Here is a 13,933-nt window from a genome sequence, read left to right on the forward strand (position 1 = left end):
TGCGTATGCCACTGTCGGACAGTTTTCTGCGGGAGCAGTTGCGTGGGTACGGCGAGGTGGAGCAGATCGCGATCGGCATGCAGGGGGCCGTCTATCGGCTGCCTGGGGAGAGGGTCGCGAAGATCTGGTTTCATGCCGGCGAGGAGGAGCTGCGGACGCTCGGGGAGTTGTACGGCGCGATCGAAGGGCGGTTGCCGTTTCGTACGCCGCGGATGCTCGAGCTGCGTCGGCCGGGGCCGTACTGCGTGACGGTCGAGGCTGCGCTGCCCGGCGTACCGCTGCAGGCCGTCGCGCCGGAGTTCGGGGAGGCAGGGTGGGAGCGGGCGCGGGACTGCGTTGTCGACGTGCTTGCGGCGCTTGCGGAGATCGAGGTGCCTGAGGTCTTGCGGCGGATGACGGTGCTCGATGAGACCGACCCGTTCAGACCTGAGGGAGTGTCGTGGATCGAGGCGTTGACAGGTCTGGTACGTCGGCGGGTGGCGCGGTTCGGCGATCAGCTTGCGTCGGTTATCGACGACTTCGACGGCGAGGTCGAGCGACTGCTGAACCAGCTGGCCGAGCTGAAGGAGCCGGAGACCAGGCTCGTGCACGGTGACGTGACTGCGGGCAACATCCTCGTCGACGAGGACCTGTGGCCTGTGGCGTTGCTTGATCTCGGCCTGTTGACCATGCCGGGTGATCCGGTGTTCGCCGCGGCGGCGGCCGGAAGCTTGTACGAGATCTGGTCGCCCAGGGTCCGTGAGGTCGAGGCGGCGTTCGACCAGGCGTTCGTCGAACAGCTTGGGTACGACGTTGAGCGGCTGCTCGTCTACCGACGCATTCACTCGCTCCTCATCGCCAATGCCCACGACGAGGACCCGTACGGCCGGGACAGCGCCGTACCGCTGGCTGCGAAGTTGTTCAATCGATGATGCAGAAGACCGTGCCGTCGGGGGACTTGAGGACGACGAAGTCGGGGTTCGGCGGGTAGGGCCAGTCTTCTACTCGTTCGGCGCCGAGGGAGATGAGGCGGTCCACTTCGGCTTCCAGGGTTGAGGATTCGTGGTCGAACCACAGGTCCAGATGGGTGCGGTCGGTCTCGTCGAAGTGGAGGCGGGTGGGCGGGGTCGACGGGGGCGGGATGAGGAAGTCGGGGTTGCCATCGGTGGTGAAACCGAGAGCCTGACTCCAGAACTCGGCGGCGGGGCCGGTCTTCGGGACGTTCAGGATGATTGCTCCGATGGTGAGGGCCATGGTTCTCAGCGTGGCAGATTCTGGGGTGTACGGCTCCCTACATCACCTGACCGGTCACTGAGCGTCCCGGGCACGACGGAGGGTGAGATCGGTCTCGTCGAGGCCGGGTGTGGGGGGTTCTGGAGAGCAAGTAGGCTTGCGCGGGCACTGCATCGGGTGCCCATGCTGATACTTGTTGAAAGAAACTCGCAGGGAACTCGAGGAGAAGACCGCGTGACTTCCCATCGCCCCGCGGCGGTCGTGATCATGGCCGCCGGGCTCGGAACCCGGATGAAATCGGCGACGCCGAAGGTGCTGCACGAGATCGGCGGGCGCAGCCTCGTCGGGCACGCCGTCGTCACCGCCCGGGCACTCGCCCCCGAACACCTGGTCGTCGTGGTCGGCAGCGGCCGCGAACTGGTCGAGGCGCACCTGAAGGATGTCGACTCCGACGTACGGACGGCCGTCCAGGAGCAGCAGCTCGGCACCGGCGACGCGGTCCGCGCCGGGCTGACCGCCGTACCGGCGGACTTCGACGGCTCGGTGATCGTCACCTCGGGTGACGTTCCGTTGCTCGAGGCGGAGACGCTGCACGACCTGGTCGCCGATCACGACAAGCAGGGGAACGCGGTCACCGTTCTGACCGCGGAGGTGCCGGACCCGACCGGGTACGGGCGGATCGTCCAGGGCGAGGACGGCGCGGTGGACGCGATCGTCGAGCACAAGGACGCCACCGCCGAGCAGCGCGAGATCCGCGTGATCAACGCCGGCATCTACGTCTTCGACGCGATCACACTCCGTGACGGCCTCAGCCGCCTGACCACGGACAACGCCCAGGGCGAGCTGTACCTGACCGACGTCATCTCGATCGCCCGGAACGACGGCAAACGCGTCGGTGCGCACGTCACCGACGACGCGATGCAGACCGAGGGCGTCAACAACCGCGTCCAGCTGGCCACGCTCGGCGCGGAGCTCAACCGCCGTACGCTCCTCAAGCACATGCTCGAGGGCGTCACGATCGTCGACCCGAACACCACCTGGATCGACTCGACCGTCGAGCTGGCCCGCGACGTCACCCTGCTGCCGAACATCCAGCTGCACGGCGCCACCACCGTCGGCAGCGGTACGACGATCGGCCCTGACACCACGCTGACGGATATGGAGATCGGCGCGAACGCCACGATCATCCGCACCCACGGCTCGCTCTCGGTGATCGGCGACGGCGCGTCGGTCGGCCCGTTCGCGTACCTGCGGCCGAACACGAAGCTCGGTGTGAAGGGCAAGATCGGCACGTTCGTCGAGACCAAGAACTCCACCATCGGCGACGGCGCCAAGGTCCCGCACCTGACGTACGCCGGGGACGCGACGATCGGCGAGGGCGCGAACATCGGCGCCGGCACGATCTTCGCGAACTACGACGGTGTCGCGAAGCACCCGACCCATGTCGGCAAGCACTCGTTCATCGGCAGCAACTCTGTCATCGTCGCCCCGCGGACGATCGCGGACGGCGCCTACCTGGCGGCCGGCACGGCGCTGACCGAGGACGTCGGCCCGGGCGAGATCGCGGTCGCGCGCGGGCGGCAGCGCAACATCAAGGGCTGGGTCGCGCGGAAGCGGGCCGGTACCAAGACCGCTCAGGCGGCCGAAGCGGCGCTCGCCGAACAGGCCGGCGACGAGCAGTCCTGAACAGCAAAACTACGGGAGGCGCTGCGATGAGCGGGATGAAACGAACCACCGAGAAGAACCTGATGGTCTTCTCCGGCCGGGCGCATCCCGCGCTGGCCGCGCAGGTCGCCGAGGAGCTCGGCAGCGGCCTGGTTCCGACGCAGGCGTACGACTTCGCCAACGGCGAGATCTACGTCCGGTTCGAGGAGTCGGTCCGGGGTAGCGACGCGTTCGTGATCCAGAGCCACACCTCGCCGATCAACGAGTGGATCATGGAGCAGCTGATCATGGTCGACGCGCTGAAGCGGGCGTCCGCCAAGCGGATCACCGTCGTACTCCCGTTCTACGGCTACGCGCGGCAGGACAAGAAGCACCGCGGCCGCGAACCGATCTCGGCCCGGCTGATGGCCGACCTGTTCAAGACCGCGGGCGCGAACCGGCTGATCTGCGTCGACCTGCACACCTCGCAGATCCAGGGCTTCTTCGACGGCCCGGTGGACCACCTGATGGCGCTGCCGATCCTGAGTGACTACGTCGGGCAGAAGTACGGCGACCAGCAGCTGGCCGTGGTCTCGCCGGACGCCGGCCGGATCAAGGTTGCCGAGCAGTGGTCGGCCCGGCTCGGCGGGGCGCCGCTGGCGTTCATCCACAAGACCCGCGACATCGAGCGCCCGAACGAGACGGTCGCGAACCGGGTCGTCGGCGAGGTCAAGGGCCGGGTCTGCATCCTGGTCGACGACATGATCGACACCGCCGGCACGATCACCAAGGCCGCCGACGCCCTGTACGCCGAGGGCGCCGCCGGGGTGGTGATCGCCGCGACCCACGCGATCCTGTCCGGGCCGGCGGTGGACCGGCTGAAGAACTGCCAGGCCAGCGAGGTCATCGTCACGAACACGCTCCCGATCGCCGAGGACCGCCGCTTCGACAAGCTCACCGAGCTGTCGATCGCCCCGCTGATCAGCCGAGCCATCCGCGAGGTCTTCGAGGACGGCTCGGTCACCAGCCTGTTCGAGGGCCGCGCCTGAACCGGCAGGGCGTACCACACCAGGCGCCGTACGCCCTGGCGTCGTCGGTCAGGCGTAGATCCGGCGTCCCGTCACCTTCCCGGTGAAGGTCGCCACCACCTCGGTCGCGCTCCCCGGCGCGAAGACGGTGACCCGGTAGGTCGCCGCGATCGTGCCGTGCGACAGCGTGCCCCTCAGCTGCACCCGTGCCGTCTGTCCGACCGAATCCTGGCCCTGCGCGCCCGGGAAACCGGTCCAGAACGTCGCGCGGAACGAGTTGCCCCGCTGGGACCAGGTACCCGTGAACGGCGGTCCCGCCGGGCTGATGTCGTGCGAAATGATCACGCCGCCGCCGGCGAAGCTCAGGACCAGCCGAACCTTGTCCGGCGAGCCGTCGTCCTGGCGCACGCACATCCAGCTGCCGAGCAGTCCGTGGTCGTTGTCGTTGCCTGCCACCGCCGGCGCGGCTGTCGCAAGCCCAGCGATCGCCACACCACCGGCGGCGATTCCTGCCCCTCTCAGCGCCTGGCGGCGCCCCACTGCGTTCTCACCCATTGGAGTCCCCTCCCCAGAGATCCGCTGTTTCTTCCACGCTGCACCCGGCCTGTGTGCGTGGCAACACGTTGATCCCCTCGACCCCGAGGCGTAGCACACCGGCTTCTCGCCGTACTGCGCACCAGCTCACAGCGCTGCTGCGACGCCACGCGTAGTAAGCGATGCCGATTCCGCTGCTGCTATCGGGATCTGGACGGTCAGGCCGATCACCAACGATGAACAGCACCGCCGGGTGCTCGCCGTACTGGCCTATCTTGGAGACCACTGACCGCTCTCCTAGAGGACTGGCCCATGCGAATCGCTGTCTTCCACCCCGGTGCCATGGGCTCCAAACTCGCGGCGCAGTTGGTCGTCGCAGGTCACGAGGTGCACTGGGTCCCGGAGGGTCGCAGCGAGGCGTCGAGGGCGCGGGCCGAGGAAGCTGGTCTGATCAGTACGCCGTTCGCCCAGGCCGTTGAGCGTGCCGAGGTCGTCCTGTGCTCGTGCGCACCGCAGGGTGCCGTGGACGTTGCCAAGCAGGTCGGCAGTCAGGGATTCAGCGGCCTGTACGTCGAGGCGAATCCGCTGTCGCCGACGTCGCTTCGCGAGGCCCGGTCCGCCGTACCGGATGCGACCTTCGTCGACGCCGGCGTCGTCGGGCCACCGCCGACCGGTGGACCGAGCCCGACCCACCTGATGCTGTCCGGTACTGCGGCCGGCGAGGTCGCCGCGTTATGGGACGGGACCGCGGTCACCTCGATGGTGGTCGGCACGGAACCGGGCGCGGCCAGCGCGGCGAAGTCGTCGTACGCGCTCTACAACAAGGGCAAGGCGGCGCTGGCAGTACTGGCGTTCCAGCTCGCCGAGAAGCACGGCGTGACGGAGGCGCTCGTCGCTCAGCAGACCCGCGCCGACGGCGGTTCCCTGAAGGACCCGTCGCTTCCGGAGCAGCTCCGCAGCGTGGCGTGGCGCTGGGGCCCCGAATTCGACGAACTCGCCGAGACCCTGGACAACGCCGGCCTCGAAGGCGACGCAGCCCGCGCCCTCCGCCAGGTCTGGACCAAACTCACCTGAACACCGGCCGCCCATAGTCCCGCAGCACGAACGGCGGAATCAGATCGACCAGGCGACTCATCACTTCGAGCCGGCCGACGACGTCCGCGATCGTGAAGTCGCCAGGCCCCCAGCTCACGAGGGCGTTGCCGGCGATCTGCCACTCCAGGCCGGGGTTGTAGAGCATCCACTCCATCAGGCGGGGATGCACCACCGCGGACGCGTAGCGGTTGTCCAGGCAGGCGATCCGGAACGTGTCGTTGAACTTCTGATTCTCCAGCTCGAAATCGCTGCGCCGCAAGCCCGAGTGGCGCGACAGGGTGAGCGGCGGCAGCGCGACCGGCAGGTTCATGACCACCAGATGCACGTGGTGCGTCTGCTGACTGTTGCCGCTGCTCGTCGTATATCTGTAGTCGAAGGCACACATACCGCGACCGCGGAAGTCGCCGGCGAACGTCTCGCCCGGTCTGCCGCGCCGGTACAGGCGGCCGGCAACGTCCAGCAGCCAGGGGTTCGGCGGCACCAGGTACCACCCGAACCGCGCTGCCTCCGCGGCGCGCTGCCGTAGCCGGGCCAGGTGCCGTCTGGAGTTCCGGATCGACAGCCAGGTGACGCCTGCGACGAGCGCCGTCAGCAACAGCAGACCGAGCACGGCCAGCAGCGAGATCACCGTGGCAACGTACGGCGGGAAACGGGTCACAGGAACCACGCCGCGCGGGGAGCAAAGTGCCCCAGACGTACGATTTCCCGTCTGGCCGGAGTGGTGGGTAGACTGTTTTGGTTGCCTCGGCGAGGGACGCCCCCCGAGAAGTGCAGGGCGCGGCTCCGTGATCGACGCGGTGGTTCGTTGCCTGACGCCTTCTCCGGGGTCAGCAGGCGCCCGCTGAGGCCGCAGCCGAGTTCCATACAGACAACTGATCACCGCAACGCTTTTAGGAGTTCATCTCGTGGCCGAGGTCAAGATCCAAGCCGAATCGCGTACGGAGTTCGGCAAGGGGGCTGCCCGCCGAATCCGCCGGGACAACAAGGTTCCCGCCGTCCTCTACGGCCACGGCAGTGACCCGGTGCACATCACGCTGCCCGGTCACGACACCATGCTGGCCCTGAAGACCGCCAACGCCCTGCTGATGATCGAGGTCGAGGGCGGAGAGTCCCACCTCGCGCTGCCGAAGCAGGTCCAGCGCGACCCGCTGAAGGGCTTCATCGAGCACGTCGACCTCGTCATCGTGCGCCGCGGTGAGAAGGTCCAGGTCGACATCGCGGTCCACCTCGAGGGCGAGGCCGTCAGCGACGCGCTGGTCGTCCTGGAGGCGCCGAGCATCCTGGTCGAGGCCGAGGCGACGCACATCCCCGACGGTGTCACCGTGTCGATCGAGGGCCTTGAGATCGGCGCCCAGATCCACGCCTCCGACCTGAAGCTCCCGACCGGCACCACGCTGGCCATCGAGCCGGACACCCTGGTCGTGAACGTCACCGCACAGCCGACCGCCGAGCAGGTCGACGCCGAGATGGCCGAGGCCGAGGCCGAGGCCGGCGTGCAGCGCGACGAGCCGACTGCCGCCGAGGAGCCGGTGGCCGCCGCGGCCGAGTAGTCTGCACTCGGCATCAGCAGCCGAACTTCAGGAGGGCCGGGATCCGTGGCGGACGACGTGTGGTTGGTCGTCGGACTGGGGAATCCCGGCCCTTCCTATGCCCGCACCCGGCACAACATCGGTCAGCTGGTGGCCGACGAGCTGGCCGCCCGGACCGGCGGGAAGTGGAAGCAGAGCAAGCAGGTCAAGGCCGAGGTGATCGAGACCCGGATCAGCGGCCTGCGGGTGGTGCTGGCCAAGCCCCGCGCGTACGTGAACGAGTCCGGCGGTCCGGTCGCCGGCCTGCTGAAGTTCTTCAAGCTCGACCCGGCCAACCTGCTCGTCGTCCACGACGAGCTCGACATCGACTTCGGCGTACTGCGGTGCAAGTTCGGCGGCGGGGACAACGGCCACAACGGGCTCAGGTCGCTGCGGAAATCGCTTGGCACCGGTGAGTACTATCGAGTGCGGTTCGGTGTGGGTCGTCCACCGGGCCGGCAGGCGCCAGCCGACTTCGTCCTCAACGAGTTCTCCTCGGCCGAACGCAAGGATCTTCCGTTCGCCGTCGACCGGACCGCGGACGCCGTCGAGTGCCTGCTCACCGACGGCCTCGACGCCACGCAAGGGAAGTACAACTCGTGAAACTGAGCGGTCTGGTCGACACCCTGATCACCGATCCGGTGGTGTCCGAGGCCGTTCGTGACGCCCGCAGCGACGGCGTCACGACCCTCGACCTGAGCGCACCCGGCCCGGTGCGCCCGGTCCTGCTCGCCGCGATCGCGGCAGCCCAGAACGGCGCCGACCGCCCGGTCCTCGCGGTCACCGCCACCTTCCGCGAGGCCGAGGAGCTCACCGAGGCGCTGCAGTGCCTCGTCGAGGAGCCCGGCACGGTCGCCTACTACCCGGCGTGGGAGACGCTCCCGCACGAGCGTCTCTCGCCCCGTTCCGACACGGTCGGCCGGCGTCTCGCCGTACTGCGGCGTCTCGTGCACCCCGATCCGTCCGACGAGACCACCGGGCCGATCAAGATCCTGGTCGCGCCGGTGCGTTCCGTGCTGCAACCGCAGGTGGCCGGCCTGGCCGATCTGAAGCCGGTGCAGCTGCACGTCGGCGACTCGGTCGAGCTCGAGGACGTCGTCGAGCGGCTCGCGGGAGCGGCGTACCACCGGGTCGATCTGGTCGAGCGCCGCGGTGAGTTCGCGGTCCGCGGCGGCATCATCGACGTGTTCCCGCCGACCGAGGAGCACCCGCTGCGGGTCGACTTCTTCGGCGACGACGTGGAAGAGATCCGGTACTTCGCGGTCGCGGACCAGCGCTCGCTGGAGATCGCCGAGCACGGTCTGTGGGCGCCGCCCTGCCGCGAGCTGCTGCTGACCGACGAGGTCCGTTCACGCGCCGCGGTCCTCGCGAAGGAACATCCCGAGCTGGCCGAGCTGTTCGAGAAGCTCGCCGAGGGGCATGCCGTCGAGGGCATGGAGTCGCTGGCTCCGGTGCTCGTCGACGACATGGAGCTGCTCGTCGACCTGATGCCGGCGGGTGCGCACGTCATCGTCAGCGATCCCGAGCGTGTTCGCGCCCGGGCGCACGATCTGGTCGCGACCAGCCAGGAGTTCCTCGAGGCGTCGTGGGCCGCGGCCGCCGGTGGTGGCGAGGCCCCGATCGACCTCGGCGCAGCGGCGTACATGTCGCTCGGTGACGTCCGGTCGCATGCCCTGGGCAAGGGCCTGGCCTGGTGGAGCCTCTCGCCGTTCGCGGCGGGGCCGACGGACACCCCGGAGCTGCGCGACTCGATGGGTGAGCGCGTCTCGTTCGACATCGACGCCGAGGCCGGCGCGGTCACGAGCAAGATCCTCGCGGTCCACGAAGTCGATCCGTACCGCGGTGAGACGGCGGCCGCGGCCGAGGACATCCGCGGCTGGCTGCGGGACGGCTGGCGCGTCGTCTGCGTCACCGAAGGACACGGTCCCGCGCAACGTCTGGCCGAGGTGTTCTCCGAGGCCGAGCTGCCGGCGCGTGTGGTCGAGGGGATCGAGGAGATCCCCGAGCCCGGCGTCGTATTGATCTCGCAGGGGCAGTTGGACCACGGATTCATTGCCGACGGCATCAAGTTCGCCGTACTCACCGAGAACGACCTGGCCGGCCAGCGGTCCGCGGCCGAACGCCGTTCCCAGCAACGGATGCCGTCGCGGCGGAAGAAGACCATCGACCCGCTGGAGCTGCAGCCGGGCGACTACGTTGTGCACGAGCAGCACGGCGTCGGCCGGTACGTCGAGATGATGCAGCGGACCGTCGGCTCGGGCTCGCAGAAGGCCACCCGCGAGTACGTCGTGATCGAGTTCGCGCCGAGCAAGCGCGGTCAACCGGGCGACCGGCTGTACGTGCCGACCGACCAGCTCGACCAGGTCACGCGGTACGTCGGCGGCGAGCAGCCGACGCTGGACAAGATGGGCGGCGGCGACTGGGCCAAGCGCAAGGGCCGCGCCCGCAAGGCCGTCCGCCAGATCGCCGGCGAGCTGATCAAGCTGTACGCCGCGCGCCAGGCGACCAAGGGACACGCCTTCGCCAAGGACACCCCGTGGCAGCGCGAGCTCGAGGACGCCTTCCCGTTCGTGGAGACGCCGGACCAGCTGGCCACGATCGAGGACGTCAAGCACGACATGGAACGCGTCATGCCGATGGACCGGATCGTCTGCGGCGACGTCGGCTACGGCAAGACCGAGATCGCCGTCCGGGCCGCGTTCAAGGCGGTGCAGGACGGCAAGCAGGTCGCCGTACTCGTGCCGACCACGCTGCTCGTCCAGCAGCACTACGCGACCTTCGCCGAGCGGTACGCCGCGTTCCCGGTGAACGTGGCGCCGCTGTCGCGGTTCCAGACCGACAAGGAGGCGAAGGCAACGATCGACGGCCTCGCCGACGGGTCGGTCGACGTGGTGATCGGGACGCACCGGCTGTTCAGCGGCGAGGTCGCGTTCAAGGATCTCGGTCTGGTCGTCGTCGACGAGGAGCAGCGGTTCGGCGTCGAGCACAAGGAGCAGCTGAAGCGGCTGCGGACGGCCGTCGACGTACTGACGATGTCCGCGACGCCGATCCCGCGGACGCTGGAGATGTCGATCACCGGCATCCGCGAGATGTCGACGATCGCGACCCCGCCCGAGGAACGGCACCCGGTGCTGACCTTCGTCGGCGCGTACGACGAGCACCAGGTGACCGCCGCGATCCGGCGCGAGCTGCTTCGTGAGGGCCAGGTCTTCGTCGTCCACAACCGGGTGAACACGATCGAGAAGGCCGCCGCGCGGATCCGTCAGCTGGTGCCCGAGGCGCGGGTGTCGGTCGCGCACGGCCAGATGAACGAGCACACGCTCGAGCAGGTCATCCAGGGCTTCTGGGAGAAGCAGTCCGACGTCATCGTCTGTACGACGATCGTCGAGTCCGGTATCGACATCTCGAACGCGAACACGATGATCGTCGAGCGTTCCGACTTGCTCGGCCTGTCCCAGCTGCACCAGCTCCGCGGTCGCGTCGGCCGAGGCCGGGAGCGCGCGTACGCGTACTTCTTCTTCCCGCCGGAGAAGCCGCTCACCGAGACTGCGCACGACCGGCTGGCCACGATCGCGCAGCACGCCGATCTGGGCGGCGGTATGGCGGTCGCGATGAAGGACCTCGAGATCCGCGGCGCGGGCAACCTGCTCGGCGGCGAGCAGTCCGGGCACATCGCGGACGTCGGCTTCGACCTGTACGTCCGGCTGGTCGGCGAGGCGGTCGCGGAGTACCGCGGCGACACGCAGGCCGAGGAGCCCGAGGTCAAGATCGAGCTCCCGATCGACGCGCACCTGCCACACGACTACATCCCGTCGCAGCGGCTGCGGCTCGAGATGTACCAGCGGCTGGCCGCGGTCCGCGACGAGGACGGCATCGCCGAGCTGGTCGAGGAGCTGCACGACCGGTACGGCGAGATCCCGCAGGCCGTGCTGAACCTGATCGAGGTGGCGAAGTTCCGCAACCACGCCCGCCGGGCGGGGCTGCACGACGTCACCCTGCAGGGGAACCTGATCCGCTTCGGGCCGGTCGAGCTGCCCGATTCGAAGGTGCTCCGGCTCAACAGGCTGTACCCGAAGAGCCTGGTGAAGCCGCAACTGCATACCATTCTGGTGCCGCGACCGGCCACCAGGCCGGTCGGCGGTCAGCCGCTCCGCGACCAGGAGTTGCTGCAATGGTGCACCCGGTTGATCGACGACGTGATCGGCGAACCTATTGTGGTGCCGGCGTGAAACTTACGAGTGGGATACGAGGAGATTCGGTGAGCACACGGCTACGGGCTCTCGGTGCGGTGGCGGCGATCGTGCTGCTGACCGGTGGTTGCGCGGCGGGCACACACCCCGGCGCGGCGGCCGTTGTCGGCAACACCGAGATCAGCATCGGTGACGTCGACAAGACCTCGCAGGCGGTGACCACGGCGCTCGGGCAGAACTACAACACCGCCGCCGCGCTCAGCGACCTGGTGAACAACGCGATCCTCGGGCAGGTCAAGCAGGAGAAGTCGATCACGGTCACGCCCGCGGAGACCGCCGCGGCGGCCAAGAGCGCGGTCGGCGACGACGACGCGACGTACCAGAAGTTCCAGACCGACACGGTCTCGCGCGACTTCCTGAACGAGGTCGCGACGGCTGCGGTCGTCACCATCAAGCTCGGCGGTGGCACGATCAAGGACCTGCAGGACCAGGCCAAGCTGCAGCAGGGCCTGCTGGCGGCCAAGGACGCCTCGAAGGACATCAACGTCTCGATCGCGCCCCGCTTCGGCCAGTGGACCGACGGCAAGCTCGACACGACGGTCTCCGGCTCGCTGTCCGTCGAGTCCGACCAGACTGCCGCCAAGCGCAAGGCCGCCGCTGACGCGGCCCAGCAGGCCCAACCCCAGGGCTGACGGTTCATGAGTAGCGGTGGGACGATCACGGTCGTACTCACCAGTCCCCGGGTGGCGCCGGGCCTGCTGACCCGCGCCACCTGGCAAGCCCTCGAGGCCGCCGACGAGATCGGCGCCGCGGGCGGTCCGGACCGGCCCGACGTACAGGCCGTGATCGGCTCCGGGCTGGTCGTCACCCAGGTCGAGGCCGGCGTCTCCGGCGCCTGGACCTGGCTGTCCTCCGCGGCCGCCGACGGTCGACAGGTGGTCTGGCTCACCGGGGACGACGGCGAGCCGGGTCTGCTCCGGGTCGTGTCCGACGAGCTTGTCCGCGAGCCGTCGTACCAGGTGGAGATCATTCACGGCTCGTACGACGTGCCCGGTGCCCGGCTGATCGACCTCGTGCGGGTGATGGACCGGCTCCGGCGCAACTGCCCGTGGGACCAGGAGCAGACCCACGAGAGCCTCGCGAAGTACCTGCTCGAGGAGACCTACGAAACCCTCGAGGCCATCGACACCGGCGACCTCTCGCACCTGCAGGAGGAGCTGGGCGATCTGCTGCTGCAGGTCGCGTTCCACTCGCGGATCGCCGAGGACAATCCCGACGAGGCCTTCACGATCGACGACGTCGCCGGCGGCATCGTCGAGAAACTCATCCGCCGCCACCCGCACGTCTTCGGTACTGTCGACGCCGCGGACGCCGCCGCCGTCGAGGCCAACTGGGAAACCATCAAGGCCGCCGAGAAGCAGCGCTCCTCGGTCCTCGAAGGCATCCCCCTCGCCCTGCCTGCGCTAGCTCTGGCCGACAAGGTCCTGGGCCGGTCCGCGAAGGTCCTCCCGTCGGACGCCGCGTCTCCCGCGGTCACCTCCGCCGACCAGATCGGGCCGGAGCTCCTCGCCATCGTGCGCGAAGCCCGCCGCCTCGGCGTCGACGCCGAGCAGGCGCTGCGGCAAGCCGTCGGCGAGCTGGCCGACCAGGTCCGCGCGGCCGAGACCGCCTAATTCACCGGCGGGACGGGTCGTCGGCTGACAAGCTGGCGGCGTGGACGTCGCCGAGGTACTGCGGGAGCACTGGAACCTGAAACCTGACGCCGTCGAGCCGCTCACCGGCGGGATGAACTCTGCGGCGTACCTGGTCTCGGGTGATGGCCGGCGGCTGGTGTTGAAAGCTGTTGATGCGGATGACACCGCATTCGAGCCAGGCCTCGCGCTTGCAGTGCGGCTGGACGATGCCGGGGTCACCACCGGCCGGCCGACGCCCAGCAAGCACGGGCGGCTGGTGGAGCGGGTTGACGGGCGGCAGGTTGCGGTTCTCGAGTACGTCGACGGGCCGGAGCTGGACGAGACCGATCAGGCCGAGATCGGCGAGTTGCTCGGGCAGGTGCACGCGGCCGCAGCGGTGGAACCTGGCGATACGGCCGACTGGCTGCGTTTCCTGCTGCCGTTCGAGGAGAGTCTGGATCTCGAGCCTTGGATCCGGCCGGCGGTCGAGGGCGCGGTGACTGAAGTGATCGCGCTCGGTCGGCTCTCGTGGGCCTGGCTGCACGGCGATCCGGCCGTCGAGGCGTTCCGGCGGCAGCCCGACGGCAAGGTCGCGCTGATCGACTGGGGGAGCGCCATGCAGGGTCCGATCCTGTACGACGTCGCATCCGCCGTCATGTACACCGGCGACCTGGTAGTACCGGCGTACCTGCGCCAACGCCCGGAGCTGTCCGCCGAGCTGGACCGCGGTCTGGGCACCTTCCTGCGGGTCCGCTGGGCTGTGCAGGCAGGGTACTTCGCTTGGCGTATCACCAACGACGTCCTGACCGGCATCTCCGGCCCTGCCGACAACCTCAAGGGCCTGGCTGACGCGCGTCGCTCGTTCGGCCTGTAGGCATTGTGGCCTGGATCAGATCTACTCTCGTCAGAGAGAGCGGTAAGAATTCCTGGGGATGGAGACACGATGAAGAAGCTGATCGCCTTGGCGGGACTCGCTGTTCTGGCCGTAG

At 68.8% G+C, this 13,933-nt stretch carries 13 protein-coding genes; 10 read left to right on the plus strand and 3 right to left on the minus strand.

Annotated elements, in window-relative coordinates; translation table 11 throughout:
- Window positions 1–5: 5 nt before the first annotated feature.
- Complete coding sequence (locus tag EV653_RS31120; RefSeq protein WP_134108087.1) at window positions 6–911, plus strand: phosphotransferase family protein; 906 nt, start codon at window positions 6–8, stop codon at window positions 909–911.
- On the opposite strand, the gene EV653_RS31125 is transcribed toward EV653_RS31120, so the two are convergent.
- On the minus strand, window positions 901–1,233 hold the full coding sequence (locus EV653_RS31125) for a VOC family protein (protein WP_134108089.1): 333 nt from the start codon (window positions 1,231–1,233) through the stop codon (window positions 901–903). The genes EV653_RS31120 and EV653_RS31125 overlap by 11 nt on opposite strands.
- Before the next feature lie 213 nt (window positions 1,234–1,446).
- On the opposite strand from EV653_RS31125, the gene glmU reads away from it, so the two are divergent.
- Window positions 1,447–2,898, plus strand: coding sequence for a bifunctional UDP-N-acetylglucosamine diphosphorylase/glucosamine-1-phosphate N-acetyltransferase GlmU (glmU, locus tag EV653_RS31130; RefSeq protein ID WP_202871910.1), 1,452 nt, complete (start codon window positions 1,447–1,449; stop codon window positions 2,896–2,898).
- 26 nt (window positions 2,899–2,924) lie between these two features.
- Window positions 2,925–3,905, plus strand: coding sequence for a ribose-phosphate diphosphokinase (locus EV653_RS31135; RefSeq protein WP_134108094.1), 981 nt, complete (start codon window positions 2,925–2,927; stop codon window positions 3,903–3,905).
- 48 nt (window positions 3,906–3,953) lie between these two features.
- Here the strand turns inward: EV653_RS31135 and EV653_RS31140 are convergent, their stop codons facing one another.
- The gene (locus EV653_RS31140; protein ID WP_134108096.1) at window positions 3,954–4,439 is read right to left on the minus strand and encodes a hypothetical protein; all 486 of its coding nucleotides are present in this window, start codon (window positions 4,437–4,439) and stop codon (window positions 3,954–3,956) included.
- Window positions 4,440–4,730: 291 nt separating this feature from the next.
- On the opposite strand from EV653_RS31140, the gene EV653_RS31145 reads away from it, so the two are divergent.
- The gene (locus EV653_RS31145; protein ID WP_134108098.1) at window positions 4,731–5,492 is read left to right on the plus strand and encodes a DUF1932 domain-containing protein; all 762 of its coding nucleotides are present in this window, start codon (window positions 4,731–4,733) and stop codon (window positions 5,490–5,492) included.
- Here the strand turns inward: EV653_RS31145 and EV653_RS31150 are convergent.
- Entirely contained in the window at window positions 5,485–6,141 is a 657-nt protein-coding gene (locus EV653_RS31150) for a hypothetical protein (protein ID WP_134108101.1), read from the minus strand. The two genes, EV653_RS31145 and EV653_RS31150, sit on opposite strands and share 8 nt — an antisense overlap.
- Before the next feature lie 277 nt (window positions 6,142–6,418).
- On the opposite strand from EV653_RS31150, the gene EV653_RS31155 reads away from it, so the two are divergent.
- The 6 genes from EV653_RS31155 to EV653_RS31180 are packed head-to-tail and all read left to right on the plus strand — an operon-like array spanning window position 6,419 to window position 13,818.
- Window positions 6,419–7,063, plus strand: a complete 645-nt coding sequence (locus tag EV653_RS31155; RefSeq protein WP_134108103.1) for a 50S ribosomal protein L25/general stress protein Ctc — start codon at window positions 6,419–6,421, stop codon at window positions 7,061–7,063.
- A 45-nt stretch (window positions 7,064–7,108) separates the two neighbouring features.
- Window positions 7,109–7,684, plus strand: a complete 576-nt coding sequence (pth, locus tag EV653_RS31160) for an aminoacyl-tRNA hydrolase (protein WP_134108105.1) — start codon at window positions 7,109–7,111, stop codon at window positions 7,682–7,684.
- Entirely contained in the window at window positions 7,681–11,310 is a 3,630-nt protein-coding gene (gene mfd / locus EV653_RS31165; protein ID WP_134108107.1) for a transcription-repair coupling factor, read from the plus strand. The genes pth and mfd overlap by 4 nt, the downstream gene beginning before the upstream one ends.
- Window positions 11,311–11,339: 29 nt before the next feature.
- Window positions 11,340–11,963, plus strand: coding sequence for a hypothetical protein (locus EV653_RS31170; protein WP_134108110.1), 624 nt, complete (start codon window positions 11,340–11,342; stop codon window positions 11,961–11,963).
- Between the two features lie 6 nt (window positions 11,964–11,969).
- Window positions 11,970–12,944, plus strand: coding sequence for a MazG family protein (locus EV653_RS31175; protein ID WP_134108112.1), 975 nt, complete (start codon window positions 11,970–11,972; stop codon window positions 12,942–12,944).
- A gap of 40 nt (window positions 12,945–12,984) precedes the next feature.
- Window positions 12,985–13,818 carry a phosphotransferase enzyme family protein gene (locus EV653_RS31180; RefSeq protein ID WP_134108114.1) on the plus strand — a complete coding sequence of 278 codons (834 nt, stop codon included), beginning with the start codon at window positions 12,985–12,987 and terminating at the stop codon, window positions 13,816–13,818.
- Window positions 13,819–13,933: the final 115 nt, after the last annotated feature.

This window comes from Kribbella pratensis (genome assembly GCF_004365355.1).
Taxonomy (GTDB): domain Bacteria; phylum Actinomycetota; class Actinomycetes; order Propionibacteriales; family Kribbellaceae; genus Kribbella.